The following is a 20,409-nucleotide window of genomic DNA, read 5'->3' on the forward strand; positions in this document are numbered from 1 at the left end:
GTATTTGCGAGTGCAAAAGTAAAACTTTATTTTGAATTGACCAAATGTTTTTTGAAGAAAATTTAAAGTTTATTGTGTAACCCTAAACCCTTCTCATCACCTTAATCACTCTACTCCTGCGCTCCCTCTAATTGGGACTGCAAAGATACAAACTCTTTTTTAACCGGCAACTTTTTTTGTAAAAAGTTTTGAAGTTTTTTTCGTCTGTTTCTTTTTAAGAGTATTTTGTTTTTGCTTATTTAAAGCCCTTCTGCGCTTACTGAATATCTTTCGTTTTTCAGTGGGGCAAAGATAGAGACTTCCTCAATACCCCGCAAGTTTATGTAACATAAATTTTACTTTATTGTAATATTGGAGGGTAAACGACTGGAAGGCAGGGAGAAAAATTTTAAACAAATGTTTGAAGGGAGACGCCGGAATGCGGAAGGGCTCGAAAATAGCAGGGAAAATGGGGTTGGAAGGGGAAATTTTGGGTACATATATATAAGAAGGAAAAGGGATAAAGAGGAAATGGATAAAATATCACGTTATTCTTGCCGGTTGGCGCAGATGGTTATACTTTATTATATAGTATAGCGAGAGCAGGGCTGTATGGGGCGATAAGTTTCGTGAGGATGGTCTTGGAAAGGTTTTACGTTTGGGCTAAAGCCTCGGAAAAGGACTTATTTATTAAGCAGGCTAAAGCCCGCTCCTATGGAATAACATTTTTACCACTAAAATGAACTGCAAAGATGATGACGAATTATATTATTATATATGTATGGTTTTACTATATAGAATATGATAGTATACATGATTTTGGCTGTACTATGCGATGACAGGAGCATGAGTGAGGTTAAAGCTGAAAGGTTAAAAGATTGAACATATTAAGAACAACTACTCTTTTTCGATTGGGAGATGGATATCTTTTAAATGTACTGATTTAAGTTTTCAACCGGGATAATAGATGTAATAATGATAAAAAACAAGGAACTTTTTTTATGATTGCTTACATTTGTAAAGCATTCCGGATTTTATATGGGATGAAATGAGTTTATATGATAGACAGAAAATACAAAGAAACAGTTCATACAGATACTAATCAATACGAATATATTACAGTAACCCAAGATGAAAATAAGGTAAGAATCTATACATTGAAAAATGGTCTCAAAGTTTTTCTTGCCCAGAATTCTGATGCTCCAAGGATACAAACCTTCATTCCTGTAAGAACGGGAAGTAATAATGACCCGGCAGATAACACCGGACTTGCTCATTATCTTGAGCATATGATGTTTAAGGGAACTTCTAAAATCGGGACTCAAAACTGGAAGAAAGAAAGTGAACTTCTGGATCAGATCTCCGAGCTATATGAGCAGCATAAGGCAGAGCAAAACCCTGAAAAAAAGAAAGAAATCTATAAAAAAATAGATGAAGTTTCCCAGGAAGCCAGCCAGTATGCCATTGCGAACGAATATGATAAAACAATTTCATCTTTGGGGGCAAGCGGAACCAATGCCCATACATGGTTTGACGAAACGGTTTATAAAAACAATATTCCGAATAATGAGCTTGAAAAATGGTTAAAAATAGAAAAAGAAAGATTTTCTGAAATTGTACTCCGTCTTTTCCACACTGAACTGGAATCGGTATATGAAGAATTCAACAGGGCGCAGGATAATGACACAAGACTTGTGAATTATGAACTGATGGCCGCTCTTTTCCCGACTCACCCCAACGGGCAACAAACAACATTAGGGAAACCGGAGCACTTGAAAAACCCATCAATGAAGGCTATTCACAAGTATTTTAACGAATATTATGTTCCTAATAACTATGCAATGGTATTGGTAGGTGATCTTGATTTTGAAGAAACCATCTTATTAATAGATCAATATTTCGGGGCTTTACCCTATAAAGAACTTCCAGCTAAAACACCGGTCATTGAATCACCAATGACAGAGATTGTAGAAAGAACGGTAAAAAGCCCTACTACTCCACGTGTTCAACTGGCATGGAGGACTGACAGCTATGGTACCCGTGAAGCGATGCTTGCAGACGTTGTTGCCAATATTCTCAGCAACAGAGGTGAAGCCGGTTTATTGGATCTTCACATCAACCAGACACAAAAAATGCTTTGGGCACAGGCCTTTTCCGTCGGGCTAAAGCAATACGGGTATTTTTCTATTGTAGCTGTTCCAAAAGAAACACAAAGCCTGGAGGAAGCCAGAGAAATGGTTCTTGAAGAAATTGAACTGATCAAAAAAGGGGATTTTCCGGATTGGATGCTCCCTGCGATCATCAATGATTTTAAGCTTCAACGGATGAAAGGACTTGAAACGGCTGATGGCCTTGCTACTAATCTTTACGATACGTATATCAAAGGAAGAACCTGGGAACAGGAACTGAACGAAATGGATGAATATGCAAGTTTTACCAAAGATGATGTCATTGCTTTTGCCAACGAATTTTTTAAGGAAAATTACGTCGTTGTCAATAAAGAGAAAGGCGTTAATGATAAACTTGTAAGGGTTGAAAATCCCGGTATTACTCCTGTGAAAATCAACCGTGAGGCCCAGTCAGCGTTTTTAAGTGAAATAGTAACGGAAAAAACTGAGGATATAAAACCTGAATTCATTGACTATCAAAAGGAGATTGCTACGGATACGATCAAGGGTAAAAAGATAAGCTTTGTTAAAAATAAATATAATGATATTGCCCAGGTGCATTTCATTTTCCCTTTCGGAAGCGATCATGACAGAGATTTAGGAATCTCAACCCAGCTGCTTCAATATCTGGGTACTGATCGTCTTTCGCCTGAAGAGTTGAAAAAAGAGTTTTTCAAGATCGGGATCAGCAATGATTTTAAAACGACCAACGACCAGCTTCTTATCACATTAAGCGGATTGGAAGAAAATATTGAAAAAGGTATTGAGCTCCTGCAAAGCTGGATGCATAATGTACAGCCTGATCAGGAGGTTTACAGACAATTTGTAGGAACCGTCCTGGAAAACAGACAAGCTATTAAAAAAGATAAAAACCGTATCATGACCGCCCTGACGAATTATACAAAGTTAGGAAGTTACTCCCGTTTTACGGATGTTATATCTAAAGAAGAACTTGAAAACAGTAAAGCTGAAGTATTTACCGACCGGATGAAAAACCTTTTCAGTTATCCTTATCAGATCTTTTTCTATGGAAAAGATTTTGAAGGATTTAAAGGATATATTGGTAAATACACTGAGAATGAAAGTCTTCAAATTCCGGAACCCAAACAATACCCTGAACCTGACACAGGAGGGAATGTTTATTTTATCAACTATGATATGGTTCAAATGGAAATGAGCAAAATAGGGAAAGGACATCTGGTGAATCCTTCAGACTTTGGAAAAATCAATGTTTTCAATGAATATTTCGGCAGAGGATTATCTTCCATTGTCTTCCAGGAGATCCGTGAGAGTAAGAGTCTTGCTTATTCTGCCTATGTTTCTTATGCTGCCAATTCAGAATTAAAGCATCCGGATTATATTACCACTTATATCGGCACCCAGCCGGACAAGCTGATGATTGCCGTAGATACTTTGAACGAACTGATGAATGAGATTCCTGAAGTGACTATCCAGTTTGAAAATGCCAAAAATGCTGCCTTAAAGCAGATTGCCTCAACGAGGGTAACGCGAAACAATATATTTTTCAATACTTTAAGACTGAAGAAACTGAATATTGATCATGATTTCCGAAAAGATATCTACGAGCAGATTCAAGATCTGAAATTTGAGGATCTTAAAGAATTCTATCAGAAAGACATTCAGTCAGTACATTTTAATACCGCCATTATTGGTAAAAAAGAAAACCTGAATATGGACGCTGTGAATAAAATGGGAACATTCACAGAGGTAAGTTTAAAAGATATCTTCGGACACTAAACATACAATCCGCTCAACATTGGGCGGATTTTTTTTACCTTCTACAGTGATTATGTCATCATACAGTCTCCATCCCCGTCCTGGTAGTAGGGATTAAAATCCTTCGGAAGATCCCTGAGCAATTGTTGATGAAAGAGATACTCCCTCTTAAAACTGCGTTCATGAATTGTAGGAAATGTTTTAGAACCTTTTATCGCTTCGTTGAGTTCTGTGTGATAGCTTGTCAGAGCTTTCACTTTATTTTTCACAATAAAATAGTTTAAGAAACGGATGATTCTGCTTTGATCTGTTTGGGTAAACAGGTACGGTATTTTTAGATATCCATCACGGAGCTGAAGCAGAAAACATGTGGTAAGTTTATTATTTTCATCAAAAATTTTTACCCAGAAAAACCTAAAAGTCCTGGCATAGCTTGAGAAGAGATATCTGTCGTCTTTATCTCCTTCCAATACCCATGGGTTTTCTATAAAAACATTAATTTCTTCGGCGGTACGGTGGCTGGGGAATTCATTGATAAAATCTACGCTTTCCTGATCGGCCGAACTAAGAATTTCATAATGAAAGTCAGGCTTTTTAATCAGTACGTTCTTTGCGGAGATGAAAAAATTGGCAAAAGCATCCAGGACCTTAAAGAAAGGTTTGTATTTTTGGGTCCCAGGATTTTTCTCAGGAATTATAGTTGCGGCGTCTGTTCTGAAGTAATACCGCTTTCCTTCTTTCGGAAAAACATAGTCAAAAGCTCCCGCAATATTATACAATGCTTCTGCTTCTCTTGTAAACTCGGTGATTACAATCCGTCCTTCATATTCTTCAAAAACCCTTTTCAGAAGAGCCTTTGCCGGTCTTTTTTTCCTGAATGCGGGGTTGGCGTAGAGTGTGCTGAGCCAGGCGTAACGGACTGTTTTACCATCAACGATAAAATAATCTGGAAAACATCCAACATATCCTATGAGTTTCTCATCATCAAAAGCCAGAATGAGTAAAGTCTGGTCGTCTGATGCTTTTGGATTATTAATCTGGGATACCGCACGATGTCTGGTAATGGGAAGAAAATCATATTGCTCGAAATCACCGGATGATATAAAGTCTTCCAGTTCTTTTCTGTTGAATGTTTTCAGTTGCATCATTTTCTTTCTATCGTATTTTTACGGATCAGCTTTTTCATTTTGAAATAAGCTATTTCCTTCTTCAAAATTTTTGCTCCACTCTCCCCCATTTCCATGGGAATCCTTTGAAAATTATTTTGTACGGTGTCGAGCTTTACCCCGGCACATCCAAAGCTACAGTATATTTCTTCATTTTTAAAGAGCTCGTCAAAAAATTTTTTTTTCACCTGAAAATCAGTAAAAGGAAATGCAAATGTCTCATAAAGAAACCCATTTTCTTTTAAATAAGCGAAAGTCTTGTCGGTGGTTTCCATCTGTTGTTCCAATGACAAATCCCCGTATTTGGGATGATCCCAGCTATGGGACGATATGCCGAAACCTTTGCGGGTCAATTTTTTTAATTCTTCCGTACTCAGATAAGGTTTATTTTCTGCTGAGTATTTTTTAAAATCAATATCCAGTTTTGTTCCAAGCCTATCCAGCATATCTTTTTCTCTGTACTTTACATTCAAAATACGTTGCTGTAATGCTTCCTTTGAATGATTTTTAAGGGATAGCAGATGATATACTTCCGGATCCGGGTTTTTCATATTTTGTATCCTATCAACAAGAATGCTGGCTTTGCATCGGAACATCATATCCCGGTTATCTATGAAAGCCGGATTTATAAAGTTACAGGCATAAATTCCTTTACGTTCTAAAACAGGGGCCACCACATCATAAAACTCCCGGAACCCATCATCGAAGGTAAGTAAGGCAATTTTTTTCTTTGAACTGAAATTCCTGTTACCATGGTGTTTGAATTCGTTCCAGTCTACCCATTGAAAGTATTTCGAAAAATAATCCAGATCCTGCTCAAACTGTGCCGTATTCTTATATTGAATGATATGTTTGATATGGGGAAGATCTGCATCAGAAACAGTATGATAAAGGGGCAGACAATAATCCAGCGGAAAAGTTTTCCCGATATTATCATGTTCAATAGCTGCCATTAAATTGATGAGTCTGTCTTTCATCCTATTAAAATAAAAAAGAATCTATTCAAAATAAATTTAAATAGATTCTTAAAGGTATAAATTTTAATATTTATTTTACAATCTTCATTTCATCAACCAGCCATTTTGAGTCGGCAAATTTTTCGATGACGAAAAGAATATATTTGGTATCTACCATAATGTTTCTGCTGAAACGCGGATCATAATTAATATCACTCATCGTTCCTTCCCATTGTCTGTCGAAGTTTAGGCCTACAAGGTTACCGTTAGCATCAAGCGCCGGGCTTCCTGAATTTCCTCCTGTTGTATGGTTGGTAGCGGTAAATCCTACGGGAACATCACCGGTTTTATCTTTATAGATCCCGTAGTCTTTTTTATTATAAAGATCGATAAGTTTTTTGGGAACGTCAAACTCGTAATCTCCCGGAATATATTTTTCCATAACTCCAGCCAGGTGTGTCTGGTAACCGTAAGAAACAGCATCTCTCGGGCTTGAACCTTTCACCTTTCCGTATGTCACACGAAGGGTTGAGTTGGCATCCGGAAAGAACTTTCTGTCTTTATCAGTTTCCATTTGCTGTGCCATAAATTTCTTCTGAAGTGCATCGATTTTTGCCTGCATTGAAGTATACTGTGGGTCAGCAGCTTTCATATAGGTGTCTTTCATGGAAACATACAACTGGAAAACAGGATCTTTCTTTAACGTCTTGATCAATTTATCCTGATTAGAAAATGCTTTATCGATATCAGCAGTTACTGCAGCACCATTTACAGCAGTTCTTCCTGTGATGATCGAATTTTTAGACATATCTTCTACAACAGGAATATTGGCATTTTCATCTTTATACTTGTTGAAACCTGCCGGTAAAAACTGTGGAGCTGTTTTATTAGCATATAATGCCAGTAATTTTGCAGTTACTTTGGCATCAAGCTCTGCGCTGTAATCTTTATAGAAAGAAGTTAATTTCTTTTTTAATTTTGAAAGTTCCTTTTCATCCATTCTTCCGGCTTCTACGGAAGCAATGAAGTCATAATAGTCACCTGCCAGCTTTAATGTTTCAGCATTTTTTACCACTTCTGTGTAGTAGGCATTGTTTAATGCATAGGGAGCCTGATCATTGTAAAGCTTATTCAGCTGATCCAATGTAGTTTTGATCTGTGAATTTTTTGCAACTAAAGATCCTTCGTACATCACTTTTTTCTCGACTGCATTGGACTTTTTCAATCCTTCTACTTCACCGATCCATTTTTTCCAGTAATTGGCTACTGAAGCATATTTAGAAGCATATTTGATACGTGTTTCGTTATCTGCACGCATTTTTTCATCTAATGTTTTTAAAGCTACATCACGTACAGCAATTCTCGCAGGGTCGATATCCTTCATGATTTTCTCCACTGCTACAGCAGGAAGGTATTCTGTAGTTTTCCCAGGGAATCCAAATACAAAAGTAAAATCGTTTTCGTTTTTATCTTTTATAGAGACCGGTAAATAATGTTTTGGTACGTACGGTACATTGTCTTTTGAATATTCTGCCGGTTTGTTGTCTTTACCCGCATAGATTCTGAACATTGAAAAATCTCCGGTATGTCTTGGCCAAACCCAGTTGTCTGTATCACTTCCGAATTTTCCGATACTTTGAGGCGGAGCTCCTACAAGACGAATGTCTTTATATGTTTCGATGGTATATGCATAATACTTGTTTCCATAGTACATTGGCTTTACCAGAATCGATTGATAAGATTCAATTTTCTGAGAATTCTTATAAACCTCGATATTATTGTTGATTTTTTTAGTCAGTTCAGGTTCTGTAAGGTTATCCGTTCCTTCCAAAACAGGATCAGTCACTTCTTTTATGTCTACAATAAAATCTACTTTTACGCCCGGATTCGGAAGTTCTCCACTTGTATTTTTAGCCCAAAAACCGTTTGACAGAAGGTCATTCTGCACTGTAGAATGTGCCTGGATCTGTCCGAAACCACAGTGATGGTTGGTTAATAAAAGTCCTTTTGGGGAGATTATTTCCGCTGTACATCCACCGTTAAACTGTACTACAGCATCTTTAATGCTTGGTTTCTGGGTATTGAAAATATCTTTGGCAGAGATTTTCATTCCCATATCCTTCATTTCTTTTTCATTCAGTTCTGTAGGAATCCACATTCCTCCATATTGTTGTGCAAATGCCATTGCAGCCGGCAAAAGAAATACGGATAAAAGTATCTTTTTTGTCATAATCAAAAATTTTGCCCGAATTTACGAAGAAAAATAAGAATAGGCTTTATAAAAGCGATCTAAAGTTGAAAATGAAAATCTGAAAATGGAAAATGAAGAATTTATTTCGGAGCTTGTTGATGAAAGACATTCATTTCATTTCTCTGTATTTTTTCATGTAGGAATATTGCTACTTTTTCATGACTTCGATCCGGTTTTCCCGAGTTTTAAACTTTCAGGCTCCTTGGCGTAATATTTGATTTCTGGTAGTTAGATTAAAAACATATTTAAATTAATTATTACGATGAAAAACACCATGTTTATTGTAGGAATCGGAGCTGCTTTACTTCTGGCTTCTTGTTCTAAAAAAGAAAAAACTACCGAAACAACCGTGGCTACAACGGATTCCATAGTACCGGCTATTCAGCCAGCACCAGACAGTACAGCCCAGCCAGTCACCAGTGCGATAGGTGACACTTCCGAAAATGCTCTTGACTGGGACGGTACCTACGAAGCAGTGGTTCCTTGTGCAGATTGCCCGGGAATCAAAACTTCCTTAACGCTTAATAAGGATAAGACTTTCAGCATTAGCGAGGAATACCTTGACAGAAATTCTAAAACCCAGGATAAAGGATCTTTTTCATGGGATGCGACAGGAAGTATCATCACTTTGAAGGGTAAAACAGCCAACTACAAATATAAAGTAGGGGAAAATGCCCTTTACCAACTTGATATGGAAGGAAAAGAAATTACAGGTCCTAACAAGGATTTATATATTTTCAAGAAAAAATAAGAATAAAGGCTTCGGCCTTTATTTTTTTGTCAAAATTGATAGGCTATGATTTTAGGATCATCAACCAGATTCTTCATCAGTTCTTCATGATGTTCTGTTTTGCCGGTAAGCCTCCAGATAACCGTCAGGTTCCCCTGAGTGTATTGTTGTTTGATCATTATAAACGCTAAATGGTATTTTTTGAAAATTTCTTCACAATGCTTTACATCGGCTGAAGATGTGAATGAGATTCTGTATTCCCGGATTTTATGATAATTGTCTATAAAACTCTGCAAATAGGTAAGAGCACTCAGAATAATCAATACCAGAGCAGTTCCTAAAAGGGAAAAATATACATACCCCGAACCTACAGCCATTCCTATAGATGCTGTCGCCCAGATAGTAGTTGCGGTTGTAATACCTTCAATTTTGTTTTCTCCTTTAAAGATAACTCCAGCTCCCAAAAAACCAATTCCGGTAATGATATTGGCAGCCAGGCGGTCAGGATTTGCAATTCCGATTTTAAGGGAGAGAATGGTAAAAAGGCACGAACCGAAACAAACTAAAATAAAAGTCCGAAGACCGGCAGATTTATTACGGTATTCGCGCTCTGCACCAATCAGCAAGCCCAGAATAACAGAAATAAATATCAAAAAAAGTTCGTTTTTAACAACGTAATGATCCTGAAGAAACTCCATAGTTTTTTATTTAACCCAGACTAAATTTACGATAAAAAAATTGATCTCCTGTCTGCATGATCATGCTTTGTTCATGACAGGAAGATTTTATTTACGTGAAAACTTTCGTAATATTACAGTCTGAATACACATCGGTGTAGAAAGTTAATCAAGAAAAAATTAAAACAATCAATATATTTCCCCATGGATAAAGAAATTTCACACTTCTGGTTAGGATATTTTAAAAATGAAGAGGACTTTTATGACTTTGTAGAAGAGGATGAAAGTTATTATATGGAAGAAGAAACCGAGGACCAGTATGTCTCAAAATTTGCCGAGTCACAAAATATCAAATGGTTTGACGATGATTTTATAGAATACGGATTTGAAGATGAAAGACTGGGACTTTATGAAAAATTTTCAGAATATTCTTATGCTGATGAATGGCTTCCTGTTCTGGAGCAGAAACTTAATGAGCTTAGCCTGGATACTCCTGTGAACGCTATTATTTTTGCCAGCAGGTTTGTTATTCCTAACCCCGTTTCTGTAGACGGTGAGGAAAATAAACTGTACTATATCGGTGAGATCGAATTCAACGTCTAATCATCATCAAATACACCTAAAAATACCTTGTTGCATGATTTCAATGACAGCAGGGTATTTTTCTTACATAACACGCTAGACCTCTAAATTAAGCCATAGAAAACAATACCTTGAATAAAAAACCAGAATACCAAAAACTCTTTCACTTTACAAAGAAATTTTTCCTCAGCACGATTATTATTTTCGTTATAACATGTGCTGAAATCTATTGGTCTATGGGCCGGCTTTCCGGTCATATGTCAAGCGGCTGCCTTGAATGCAGTTTTTTTGAAGATGCAGTATGGATATCATTTTTTTCAGGCATGCTCCTATCCATTATTTTTTCGGTACTTTCTTTCATAAAAAGCGCTGCTATCAAGGTCAGTATTGAGTTTTTATTACTGATCGTGACCTGGTTCTTCTTAAACTATTCTATTTTTGTCGACCGGGAATCTTCCTGGAGTAGCTATGATTTTAAATCGGAAATGTATTACACTTTGTCTTTATCTCTTTTTCCGGCCATTCTATCAGGAAGCATGTGTATTTTATTGCTCCATTATAACGAAATAAAAGCTAGATTTATACTAAATAAATAACCCTTGAAAAAAATCATTTCTATTCTAATCTTATCTTTTTTTGTGATCAATTCCTGTGATAAGGATAAAAAAGCAACCCATCCTCAAAACCACATCTCTAAAGAAGCAAAAAATGACTCTTTACAAAACAGAGAATCTCAACAGGAAACTTTTAAAACCGGGAAAGAACCATTAGATTTTATCACTAAAGATGAGGAAATTCAATATGAAGCCGAAGGTGATCTCAATCATGATGAGCTTACCGATAAAGTTTTAGTGCTACGAAAGAAATCCGATACCCTGGCTAAAAGAAAAGTGCTTATTCTCTTAAAAAATAATGATAAAACTTACCGATTGGATATAGCTTCTGAAAAAGTATTTCCTGACGAGTACAACGAAGCAGGCTATAAGATGCATGACACTGAAGACATCAGTATTGACCAAGGCAATTTACACATTAATTTATATGATATCGGCCCCAACGGAAATCAATTCAGTACATTCAAATATATCAACGGAAAACTTATTCTCACCTACATCGAGACTTATAATATGGGTGCAGGGTCTCACTCTGCTTTAAATTATGAACCTTTAAAAGGTAAGCTTACACAGGAAACCGTCAATACGATGGAAGAAAATACGCCTTCTACCACCAAGACTTTTAAGGTGAAAAAAGAAAGCTATTTATTTGAAAAAGCTTCTCCCGAAGATATTATAAGAAAGGTTTATCATTCTATATCCATTGATTGAAACAGGTCAGTAAAGCTTCAAAAATTTATAAGTAAACCCAATAAAAAAACTTCCGCTTACAATAGCGGAAGTTTTTTGTTATTAAGTATGGTATCGTTTTACTAATGGGCTTCTAACCAGTTATTCCCCACTCCAATTTCAACCAATAAAGGAACCTGTGTTTCCAAAGCACTTTCCATTTCTTTTCTGATCAAAGCTGAAGCCGTTTCAATTTCGTCAACCGGAGATTCAAAGACCAATTCATCATGTACCTGAAGTAACATTTTAGTCTTCAGCTGTTGTTCTTCCAGTTCTCTGTCGATTTTAATCATAGCTAATTTCACTACATCTGCAGCACTTCCCTGGACAGGGGCGTTTACAGCATTTCTTTCAGCATGACCTCTTACCACAAAATTATTGGAATTGATATCCTTTAAATGTCTTTTTCTTCCTAAAATGGTTTCCACATAACCTAACTGACGGGCCTTGCTTACCTGCTCAGCCATATATTCTTTCAGTTTCGGATAGGTTTCAAAATAGGCTTCGATCATTTGTTTGGCTTCGGTACGGGATAATCCGGTTTGTTCTGCCAGGGCAAAAGCTCCCTGTCCGTAGATGATCCCGAAGTTTACAGTCTTGGCCTGGCTTCTCTGTGTTTTGGATACTTCTTCCAACGGAATTTTAAATAATTTAGCAGCAGTGGAAGCGTGAATATCTTCTCCATCCTGGAAAGCTTTAATCATATTTTCTTCACCGGAAATTTCAGCGATAAGACGAAGTTCAATTTGTGAGTAATCGGCAGAAATGATTTTGTTTCCTTCTCCTGAAACGAACGCTCCACGAATCTGCTGACCTCTCAATGTTCTGATCGGAATATTCTGCAGGTTAGGATTTACACTAGCCAAACGGCCTGTTGCCGCGGTGGTCTGTGAGAAGTTGGTATGTACCCTGTTATCCTTTTTATCAATCTGTGAAGGCAAAGCATCCACATAGGTTGATTTTAATTTCTGGTAGGTTCTGTACTCCAGGATATGCTTGATGATTTCATGTTTTGAAGACAGTTTCTGAAGCACATCTTCCGAAGTGGCATATTGTCCTGTTTTTGTTTTCTTTGCTTTCGGGTCAAGCTGCATTTTTTCAAACAGAATTTCGCCTAACTGTTTAGGTGAATTCATATTAAATTCTTCTCCTGAAAGTTCAAAAATGGTGGCTTCCAATTGTTTAAGATCGTTTTCCAGATCAATACTTTCCTGTGCCAGCCATTTTTCGTCAAGGGAAATTCCGGCCAGTTCCATTTTCGCAAGAACTTCCATCAAAGGCATTTCAATAGTATAGAAAAGCTCTTCAAGGTTTTCTTTTTTCAGTTGGGGTGCAAACAGCTCGTATAACTGGAAAGTGATATCGGCATCTTCTGCTGCATAGTCAGTTTGTGTTCTAAGATCTGCATCTCTGAAGCTACCCTGCTTTTTCCCTTTTTTACCAATAATGGTCTCGATGGATACCGGTTTGTAGTTCAGATATATCTCTGAAAGGTAATCCATGCCGTGTCTTCCGTCCGGATTCAGCAAATAATGGGCAATCATGGTATCAAACATGGCTCCTTTAACGGTAATATCGTATTGCTTTAAGACTTTATAATCAAACTTTAAATTATGGGCAATTTTCAGCAGATCTTCTTTTTCAAAAAACGGTCTGAAAATTTCAAGGGTCTGCAATACCTCAGCCCTGTCTTCAGACAAAGGAATATAATAGGCAAGACCTTTTTTATACGAAAAACTCATTCCTACCAGCTCTGCTTCCAATTCGTTTAATGAGGTTGTTTCGGTATCAAAACAAACTACTTTTTGTTGCAGGAGATTGGCTACTAATTTTTTCTGAGCTTTTGGATTGTTAATAAACTGGTAAAGATGATCGTTATGTTCAATCGACGATTTTGTAGAAGTAGCCTGATCAAGTTCTTCAAAATTAGCAAAAAGATCGAGCTGCATCACCTGCCCTTTCACTTCCGTACCGGCAGGAGTTTGTTTTACTTCCACTTCACTTACCACAATTGTTTCCGTTGGTGCTGGTGCAAAAGCCCTGTACAGATTTTCGTAGAGTCTTCTGAATTCTATTTCGTCAAAGACTTCTTTTACTTTTTCAAAGTCAGGAGTTTCAAGATCGTACTGCTCCTGATGAAATTCTATAGGAGCATCACAGATAATTGTCGCGAGTTTTTTAGACAAAATACCGCGTTCTGCAGAAGCTTCTACTTTTTCTTTCAGTTTTCCTTTCAGTTTATCGGTATTGGCCAGTAAGGTTTCAATATTTCCGAATTCTTTCAGGAATTTCATGGCTGTTTTTTCTCCTACACCTTCCAATCCGGGGATATTATCGACTGCATCCCCCATCATAGCCAGGAAGTCTATCACCTGTTTTGGGTCTTCAATTTCATATTTTGCCTTTACCTCATCTACCCCCAGAATTTCTATATCTCCCCCTTTTAATCCAGGTTTATAAATCTTGATTTTATCTGTAACCAGCTGTGCAAAGTCTTTATCAGGAGTTACCATAAATGTGGTATATCCTTCTTTTTCTGCTTTACAGGCAATGGTACCGATGACGTCATCTGCCTCATAACCTTCTACTCCCAGAATGGGAATATGCATTGCTTGCAGGATTTTATGAATGTATGGAATGGCAATTTTAATGGCTTCAGGAGTTTCACTTCTGTTGGCTTTATAATCTGCAAAATCTTCAGTTCTTACACTTGCCTGCCCCACATCAAAAACGACTGCCAGATGAGTCGGTTTTTCTCTTCTGATCAATTCGATCAAAGAGTTGGTAAACCCAAAAATAGCAGAAGTATCTAATCCTTTGCTCGTTAGTCTCGGATTTCTTATCAGTGCGTAATATCCTCTGAAAATCATCGCATAAGCATCGATGAGAAACAGCCTTTTATCTTGTGTTGCGTCCATATTTTCAATAATGAACAAAGATAATAAAATAGGAATAAAAGTAGGCAGTCTGAGGACCGAGTTTGAGTATCGAGGGACGGGAGCGTTTTAAAATTTCCTGATGTTTTGTCATAAAAAAGCAGTATACCCTTCCGGGCATACTGCTCTATTTTTAGTTTGACTTGGCTTATTTACCTGAAGAAGGCCATAATCCCATATACTGAGAAGTTCCATAGTCAATTGTTTCAGCACTTACCACAAAGCTGATCAGCATGCTGTTGCTATCCACAGCGTCGAAGTCTACTTCGTGTTGAATTACGTATCCGTTTTCCCAGTTCAAAGTGATCAATGTTCCTTCTTCGTGAGATTTGTTGAATGTAATTTCTCCTTTTGTCGGCTTGTATTTACCGTTTAGTAAGCTTTCAAGAATGTCTGATTTTTCAGTAGCTTCTACTGTCACTTTGATTAATGCGTTAGAAGGGTCTGATGCTACACGTCCTGAAACGTCTGTAGATCTTGATACACTGTAGTTCATTTTTAACAGTTTCTGCCCTTCTCCTCCGTTGAATTTTAAGATTCCTCTTGAATTTCTTTCTGCCATGATTGTAAATTTTAATCGTTAGTAATAAATTGTTGTTCGATAATTATATAACAAAGATAGAGTCATTGAATTTGAAAAAAAAGCTTTTGAACGTAAATCTGAAAAATTGTAGTAGTTCTACGATTTCTTGTCGTAATTCTACGACAATAGTGTTGTGTGAAATGATAAATCATTATAAATAAACACTTTAACCCCAAATGAAAAATTAGAGTAAAATTTTAACTATTACACGAATTTGGGAAATATAATATGAAAAAAGTGTTTAAACAAGATTATAATTTTATCAATAATTTGTACAGCTTTAAACTTTGCAGATACGGTTAAAGCTGTTCATGAGAACATTACTGAACATTCTGAAAGTGATTTCTTTTTTATCTATATAATAGTACTGGTATTGATATATTAAGCATCTGTTGCCTTTACAGTAGCTCCTTTGGTAACATCATTTGTGAAGCCTTCTGCTGCCAGTCTTATTGCTCTTTCGGAAAAATAGCTGGCTACAAAAGGAGCAATTAAGGTTAAAATTCCTGCAGTTGAAGTGGCTCCGCTTCTTATATTTGCTTTGTTATTCTCACTAATGGAAAGGTTTGCCTTTTCTGAATGGGCTTGAGCAGATTTATTTGCATTTTTTTCATTAACCTTTCCTCTAAAATTGCCGCTCTTGTTGCTCACCTGCTCCTTAAGTTCCTTCCCAAACTCTCCAGCCTTCATTCTTTCAAACATCTCTCTCAAGTCCGGATTATTTTTTAATGAATAGGTTCCTTGTTTTTTAGCCTCAGCAATCCCTTTATCGAATTTTTCAAGATCAGCCTTTGAAGCTTTATTTTCAGCTAGTTTCTTTCTGATATCACGACCATCTTTTATCGGGCTCCAAAGATCCCAGTTATCAGTAGGAATTATTGGATCATCAGTACTTTGCTGAGCACCTTTAACATCTTTATAGCTATCTCCATTGGCCTGTGCTGAATTTACCCCCGTACCGAATTTACCAGCCAGCGGAGTAATGACGAATTGGCCAATAGGAATCCATGCACCAAATATTAATCCCTGAGTTACAGCATGTATGGTACCTTGCACCCATGTTAAACTTGCACCTGCAGGTAATGCCACCCCCATTCCGAAACCAAGTAAGGCTCCGGTTAAAAATCCTCCTGCAACGTTGGTCCAGAATTCAGTTTTATTGTTACCTGCAATAGTATCTGCCGCTTTCATGGCATCTGCTTTATTGATGAAAGGAAGTACGACTCCCCCTTCTTTGCAGGTTAGCATAGAGTTTTTAGTCAGTGCTAAATGAAGATCTTTAACTTCTACTTTACGACTATCAAATTTTACGGTTGTATGATGTAAAGTCCATTGGCTTTCCTCAAATCCAATCATCTCACTGCATGACGGCCTTTGAGCCATTTTAAAAAGTCCCCAGATAACTGCACCAACGGCGATAGCTCCTCCCACAATCCAGCCTGCCACGGGTACTGTTAAACATACAGCCGCAATTCCAAGTCCGACTCCTACACCGGCTCCTAATGCTACCATTCCTGCACCGGTGCTCCAGTTGGACTTACATTTAAAATCCTCACTCAGTTTTTTATCAATTTTGACGAGAAAAACTTTATCTTCGGCTCCGAACTTCACGGTTCGTGCAAATGATTCTCTTAAATCACTCAATAAAAGCTGCCTTGGATCGGGATTCATTTGATTAGTACATACTGCATATACTTTTTCAGGTAAATAAACTGCCATAACCTATATTTTTTTACCAATATTTTTCAAGTTGTGTAAATAGTAAAATCAACAGTAAAAAGCCACCGCCAAGGAAGATAATCATGATTTGCCAGGGTTTCAATCTGTTTATAATACTGTATTTAATCTCTTCAGATTTCACGACATATACTCCATAGTTGGGAAATACCTGAGTATTGATTTTATTCTTAAGTTCTTTTTTATTAAAATTTTCATCTAAAAAAGGTCTGAGATATTCTACAAAATCGTCAAAGATTTCAAGATCCTTTTGAGTTGAAAACGGCACAAAACCTGTATTCCCAACTCTTATTTTAATTGTTTCCTGATGTGTTATTATTGTAAGATATCTGAAACCTACATTTCCCAGATTTTTAATGGATCTGATATCCGTTAACGGGATCGCTTTTTTTATATTTTTATAGGTGATTTCAAGCACCTTGTCATCAATATTAATATTCCATTTTTTTTCTTTTATAGTTCCACTTAGTAATTTTAATATCAGGATACTTATTACTATTGTTAAAACTGAAGCTAGTAAAACAGGGTATAAAAAATAGGTTTTAGGTAAGTAAAATTCTGACACATACATTACAAGAAAGAATACAGCTAATGCGGGGACTGCCAGTATCAATCCTATTTTCCATTCGGTTTTGGCATCAACACCATCAAATTGAAAATTCCTAGTTTCCTTCATCCGGGGTATAGTTTTCAAGTTGTTTTATAGTATAATTGCATTCGTTTTCGATATTATCAGCAATTGATTCTTTCATCTTTACAGTGGCTGTTTTCACCAACCTGGTTTGGGTATCTATTTCAATGGTAGAGCGGAAAATCAATTTATATTGAGTGTAACTAAAACCTATGCTTGGTCGATGTAAAACATTATATTGGCTGATAATCTTTTCTTCCAATTCTTTGGTTAACTGATATTCGGCAATCATTCTGATGGTAAGTTTATCGTTTTGTTCAGAAACCTTATCATATCTCAAGCTAAGAGGCACTACATTAGGCGGCACCACTGTGGAGAGAAAATCAAAATGACTGGTCTCCAAATGATCATTGAGAATATATTGATTAAAACAAGTAAAATAAAAAAAGTCTTTTCTATATTCTTCTTCATTAGAAGCTTTCTGAGAAAACTGGGCATCTCCTAACTTAATAAGCTCCTGAACCGCATCTGCATTCGTTTTGGCGAGTTCTATGATAAATGGGTTATGGTGGAGTTTTTGCTTTTTATATGCCATCCAATTTTCATTTAACTCTCTCCTGTTGAGGATGGTATTTATTTTCCCTTTCTCATCCAATGTAAAAAGGGTATTATGTTTTATATGATCAGTTTCTGCAATGAAATCAAGCACATCCAACATCACGGAAGGGGTCATCTTTTTTAAGTAATCTTCCCTTTTCACAGATCCCAGTTGATTAACGGTATCCATCTTAAGAAGATATTGAAATTTTTGTTCTACAAACTGGGCTATCTCACCATTAATACTGGTTGTATTAACCTGTACACAACGATATCTTGCTTTTTGATTAAAAATAACCTTATCGCCTTCTTTTATGCTTTTTACTTTTTGCTTTTTTATATGCTCTTTACTGACAATAATATGCTCCAGATGAATCGGCAACGCATTTCCTATAATAACGCCCGTCATACCGGAATGTTGATTATGAAAATCCACAAGCTCCTTTACTGAAATTTGTTGTTTTTCTGCGATAGTTTGTAAGGTATCTTTTTTTTGTATTTTATATTGTATGAAATTCATTATTGTTGATTAACCTCTGGTTGATGGATTTTATTATATCTTACGTCATGTACCTTTCTCTCTTTTCAAATCTTCCTGAAAAAGATTTTCACCATAGTTTTTATTAAACTGAACGTTATATTTTTCAATTAATTGTTTCTTAAATGCTAATATTTCATTTAAATTTTCCGTTTTATTATGCTTTCTTTGATTTTCTTCCTCAAACTGAATATATCTGGCCATAGGACATAATTCTGTTCCTTTTATTTTAGGTTGTCCACCTTTTTCTAAAAAATAAATAGCTAATTTCAAATCATCTCTGGCAGCATTTTCCATTATATTACCTCCATCATACGATACATGATTAATATTTGCACCATGTTCCAACAAGTAGTCTATCATTTTTCTTTCTGTGCCTTCGCCTCCCAATAACATTGCGTCACTCAGAGGGCTAACCCCAATTGCCGGATTAAGTTTTGCTTTGTATTTCAATAATACATTTAACATTTCATAATTATTAGTACCTACTGCCTGCGAAACCGGAGAACTAAAAAGATCTGGGGTAAATATTGGGGTCGGCTCCTTTTTGTAACAAAACTTCCATTCCTTTTATATTTTCGAGCATAGTAGCATAAAGAAACAAGGTATACCCCTTCTTTTCACTTAGCTGATTAATTATTTCAGGCTGAGTATTAATCATGTTTTCTAATCCAGAATTGTCTTCATCAAATATTTTTTGTGCAGCCTGAAGCTGAATTCCTTCAAATAATTTTTGAGGAGGATATTGTTCTCTATTCTGTTTTTTATGGGATCTTAACCCAAAATCTGAACAGGAAAAAAGTATCATCATGGAAAATATTATTAAAATAGTTGATTTTCTCATCTTAATGTTCCTTTTTCTGTAATTACTTCACCTTGCTTTTATCGTCCTTTCACAATAGCTAAATCATCTTGGTAACGGCTTTCACCATAATTTTTATTAAAATTAACAGATATTTTATCTTTAGGATTTAGCTTTTCATAGAGTTGGATTCTTAGCTTAGCCTCTGCTATTGTATCATTCCGGTAAGGAAAGGTTACTTTATATTTATCAATTAATTGTTTTTTGATTCCAAACAGCTTTTGATAGTAAGGAGAGTCTGGCAGATTACCTTCATTTTTTTGGTTTTCTTTATATTCAATATAATTGGCCATCGGACAAAGATTGGTGTTCTTAATTTTAGGCTGTCCTCCTTTGCTGAGAAAATACTCTGCTGTATTCAGATCATCTCTTATTGCATCCTCCATGATATTACTTCCGTTAAAAGAGATGTTATTGATATCTGCTCCATTTTGAAGTAGGTAATCAATCATTTTCTTTTCAGTAGTGTCAGTCCCTCCCAGCAGCATGGCTTTTGATAATGGAGAATGTCCCAATTCAGGATTCGGATTGGCTTTATATTTAAAAAGCAATTGAAGCATTTCATAATTGTTGAGTGCCACAGCATGGTTTAAAGGTGATTCCAGACCTTCATTTGGAACTATAATATTGGGATCTGCTCCTAATTCCAAAAGTTTTTCCATCGCATTCAGATTTTCAATAATAGAAGCATACATGAGTAATGTATATCCTGTTTCTTCCTGCAATGTATTGATATCTATTTTCTTTTCTTTGATAACCTGCTCCATCCCGCTAAGATCTCCATCAAACATTTTTTGTGCAGCCAGTAAACCGTCTCCTTTAAACATCTTTGCAGGAGGATATTCAGCTCTATTCTCTTTTTTACGGGATCTTAGCCCAAAATCTGAACATGAAAAAATTGTCATCATGGAAAATATTATTAAAATAGTTGATTTC

Annotated in this window: 16 protein-coding genes; 4 read left to right on the forward strand and 12 right to left on the reverse strand. The window is 36.3% G+C overall.

From position 1 onward, the window contains the following. Positions 1–1,037 precede the first annotated feature (1,037 nt). On the forward strand, positions 1,038–3,905 hold the full coding sequence (locus M030_RS0112345; protein ID WP_027373782.1) for a M16 family metallopeptidase: 2,868 nt from the start codon (positions 1,038–1,040) through the stop codon (positions 3,903–3,905). Positions 3,906–3,955: 50 nt separating this feature from the next. On the opposite strand, the gene M030_RS0112350 is transcribed toward M030_RS0112345, so the two are convergent. From M030_RS0112350 to M030_RS0112360, 3 genes are all read right to left on the reverse strand, one after another. Then, on the reverse strand, positions 3,956–5,032 hold the full coding sequence (locus M030_RS0112350) for a GNAT family N-acetyltransferase (RefSeq protein ID WP_027373783.1): 1,077 nt from the start codon (positions 5,030–5,032) through the stop codon (positions 3,956–3,958). Beyond that, positions 5,029–6,027, reverse strand: coding sequence for a polysaccharide deacetylase family protein (locus M030_RS24940; RefSeq protein ID WP_027373784.1), 999 nt, complete (start codon positions 6,025–6,027; stop codon positions 5,029–5,031). Before M030_RS24940 ends, M030_RS0112350 begins: the two co-directional genes overlap by 4 nt. Positions 6,028–6,097: 70 nt before the next feature. Then, positions 6,098–8,236, reverse strand: coding sequence for a S46 family peptidase (locus M030_RS0112360; protein ID WP_027373785.1), 2,139 nt, complete (start codon positions 8,234–8,236; stop codon positions 6,098–6,100). A gap of 283 nt (positions 8,237–8,519) precedes the next feature. Here M030_RS0112360 and M030_RS0112370 point away from each other — a divergent pair, with 283 nt between their 5' ends. Beyond that, positions 8,520–9,008: a copper resistance protein NlpE gene (locus M030_RS0112370; RefSeq protein WP_027373786.1), complete on the forward strand. Its 489-nt coding sequence runs from the start codon at positions 8,520–8,522 to the stop codon at positions 9,006–9,008. Positions 9,009–9,037: 29 nt separating this feature from the next. On the opposite strand, the gene M030_RS0112375 is transcribed toward M030_RS0112370, so the two are convergent. Then, positions 9,038–9,685 carry an MgtC/SapB family protein gene (locus M030_RS0112375; RefSeq protein WP_027373787.1) on the reverse strand — a complete coding sequence of 216 codons (648 nt, stop codon included), beginning with the start codon at positions 9,683–9,685 and terminating at the stop codon, positions 9,038–9,040. Positions 9,686–9,868: 183 nt separating this feature from the next. Here M030_RS0112375 and M030_RS0112380 point away from each other — a divergent pair, with 183 nt between their 5' ends. Further along, entirely contained in the window at positions 9,869–10,267 is a 399-nt protein-coding gene (locus M030_RS0112380) for an immunity 22 family protein (protein ID WP_027373788.1), read from the forward strand. 578 nt (positions 10,268–10,845) lie between these two features. Continuing rightward, the gene (locus tag M030_RS0112390) at positions 10,846–11,571 is read left to right on the forward strand and encodes a hypothetical protein (protein WP_027373789.1); all 726 of its coding nucleotides are present in this window, start codon (positions 10,846–10,848) and stop codon (positions 11,569–11,571) included. Positions 11,572–11,672: 101 nt separating this feature from the next. Here the strand turns inward: M030_RS0112390 and polA are convergent, their stop codons facing one another. The 8 genes from polA to M030_RS0112430 form a co-directional block, all read right to left on the reverse strand. Next, complete coding sequence (gene polA, locus M030_RS0112395; RefSeq protein WP_027373790.1) at positions 11,673–14,507, reverse strand: DNA polymerase I; 2,835 nt, start codon at positions 14,505–14,507, stop codon at positions 11,673–11,675. A gap of 166 nt (positions 14,508–14,673) precedes the next feature. Next, entirely contained in the window at positions 14,674–15,087 is a 414-nt protein-coding gene (tssD, locus tag M030_RS0112400) for a type VI secretion system tube protein TssD (RefSeq protein WP_027373791.1), read from the reverse strand. 402 nt (positions 15,088–15,489) lie between these two features. Further along, complete coding sequence (locus tag M030_RS0112405) at positions 15,490–16,827, reverse strand: hypothetical protein (RefSeq protein WP_027373792.1); 1,338 nt, start codon at positions 16,825–16,827, stop codon at positions 15,490–15,492. 13 nt (positions 16,828–16,840) lie between these two features. Further along, positions 16,841–17,521, reverse strand: coding sequence for a hypothetical protein (locus M030_RS0112410; RefSeq protein WP_027373793.1), 681 nt, complete (start codon positions 17,519–17,521; stop codon positions 16,841–16,843). After that, positions 17,508–18,593 carry a LysM peptidoglycan-binding domain-containing protein gene (locus M030_RS0112415; protein ID WP_027373794.1) on the reverse strand — a complete coding sequence of 362 codons (1,086 nt, stop codon included), beginning with the start codon at positions 18,591–18,593 and terminating at the stop codon, positions 17,508–17,510. The genes M030_RS0112410 and M030_RS0112415 overlap by 14 nt, the downstream gene beginning before the upstream one ends. A 45-nt stretch (positions 18,594–18,638) precedes the next feature. After that, positions 18,639–19,079 (reverse strand): hypothetical protein, encoded by a 441-nt coding sequence (locus tag M030_RS0112420; protein ID WP_027373795.1) that lies wholly within the window; start codon positions 19,077–19,079, stop codon positions 18,639–18,641. A 40-nt stretch (positions 19,080–19,119) separates the two neighbouring features. Next, positions 19,120–19,422 (reverse strand): ankyrin repeat domain-containing protein, encoded by a 303-nt coding sequence (locus tag M030_RS0112425; protein ID WP_027373796.1) that lies wholly within the window; start codon positions 19,420–19,422, stop codon positions 19,120–19,122. A gap of 71 nt (positions 19,423–19,493) precedes the next feature. Continuing rightward, entirely contained in the window at positions 19,494–20,381 is an 888-nt protein-coding gene (locus tag M030_RS0112430; RefSeq protein ID WP_227533159.1) for an ankyrin repeat domain-containing protein, read from the reverse strand. Positions 20,382–20,409: the final 28 nt, after the last annotated feature.

The organism is Chryseobacterium sp. UNC8MFCol (genome assembly GCF_000482305.1).
GTDB classification, from domain to species: domain Bacteria; phylum Bacteroidota; class Bacteroidia; order Flavobacteriales; family Weeksellaceae; genus Chryseobacterium; species Chryseobacterium indologenes.

Coding starts and splice junctions, on each gene's coding strand:
- tssD (WP_027373791.1), bottom strand. CDS start 15,087: ATGGCAGAAAGAAATTCAAGAGGAATCTTAAAATTCAACGGAGGAGAA.
- M030_RS0112360 (WP_027373785.1), bottom strand. CDS start 8,236: ATGACAAAAAAGATACTTTTATCCGTATTTCTTTTGCCGGCTGCAATG.
- M030_RS0112375 (WP_027373787.1), bottom strand. CDS start 9,685: ATGGAGTTTCTTCAGGATCATTACGTTGTTAAAAACGAACTTTTTTTG.
- M030_RS0112410 (WP_027373793.1), bottom strand. CDS start 17,521: ATGAAGGAAACTAGGAATTTTCAATTTGATGGTGTTGATGCCAAAACC.
- M030_RS0112405 (WP_027373792.1), bottom strand. CDS start 16,827: ATGGCAGTTTATTTACCTGAAAAAGTATATGCAGTATGTACTAATCAA.
- M030_RS0112345 (WP_027373782.1), top strand. CDS start 1,038: ATGATAGACAGAAAATACAAAGAAACAGTTCATACAGATACTAATCAA.
- M030_RS0112350 (WP_027373783.1), bottom strand. CDS start 5,032: ATGATGCAACTGAAAACATTCAACAGAAAAGAACTGGAAGACTTTATA.
- M030_RS24940 (WP_027373784.1), bottom strand. CDS start 6,027: ATGAAAGACAGACTCATCAATTTAATGGCAGCTATTGAACATGATAAT.
- M030_RS0112370 (WP_027373786.1), top strand. CDS start 8,520: ATGAAAAACACCATGTTTATTGTAGGAATCGGAGCTGCTTTACTTCTG.
- M030_RS0112420 (WP_027373795.1), bottom strand. CDS start 19,079: ATGTTAAATGTATTATTGAAATACAAAGCAAAACTTAATCCGGCAATT.
- M030_RS0112380 (WP_027373788.1), top strand. CDS start 9,869: ATGGATAAAGAAATTTCACACTTCTGGTTAGGATATTTTAAAAATGAA.
- M030_RS0112415 (WP_027373794.1), bottom strand. CDS start 18,593: ATGAATTTCATACAATATAAAATACAAAAAAAAGATACCTTACAAACT.
- M030_RS0112430 (WP_227533159.1), bottom strand. CDS start 20,381: ATGATGACAATTTTTTCATGTTCAGATTTTGGGCTAAGATCCCGTAAA.
- polA (WP_027373790.1), bottom strand. CDS start 14,507: ATGGACGCAACACAAGATAAAAGGCTGTTTCTCATCGATGCTTATGCG.
- M030_RS0112425 (WP_027373796.1), bottom strand. CDS start 19,422: ATGATGATACTTTTTTCCTGTTCAGATTTTGGGTTAAGATCCCATAAA.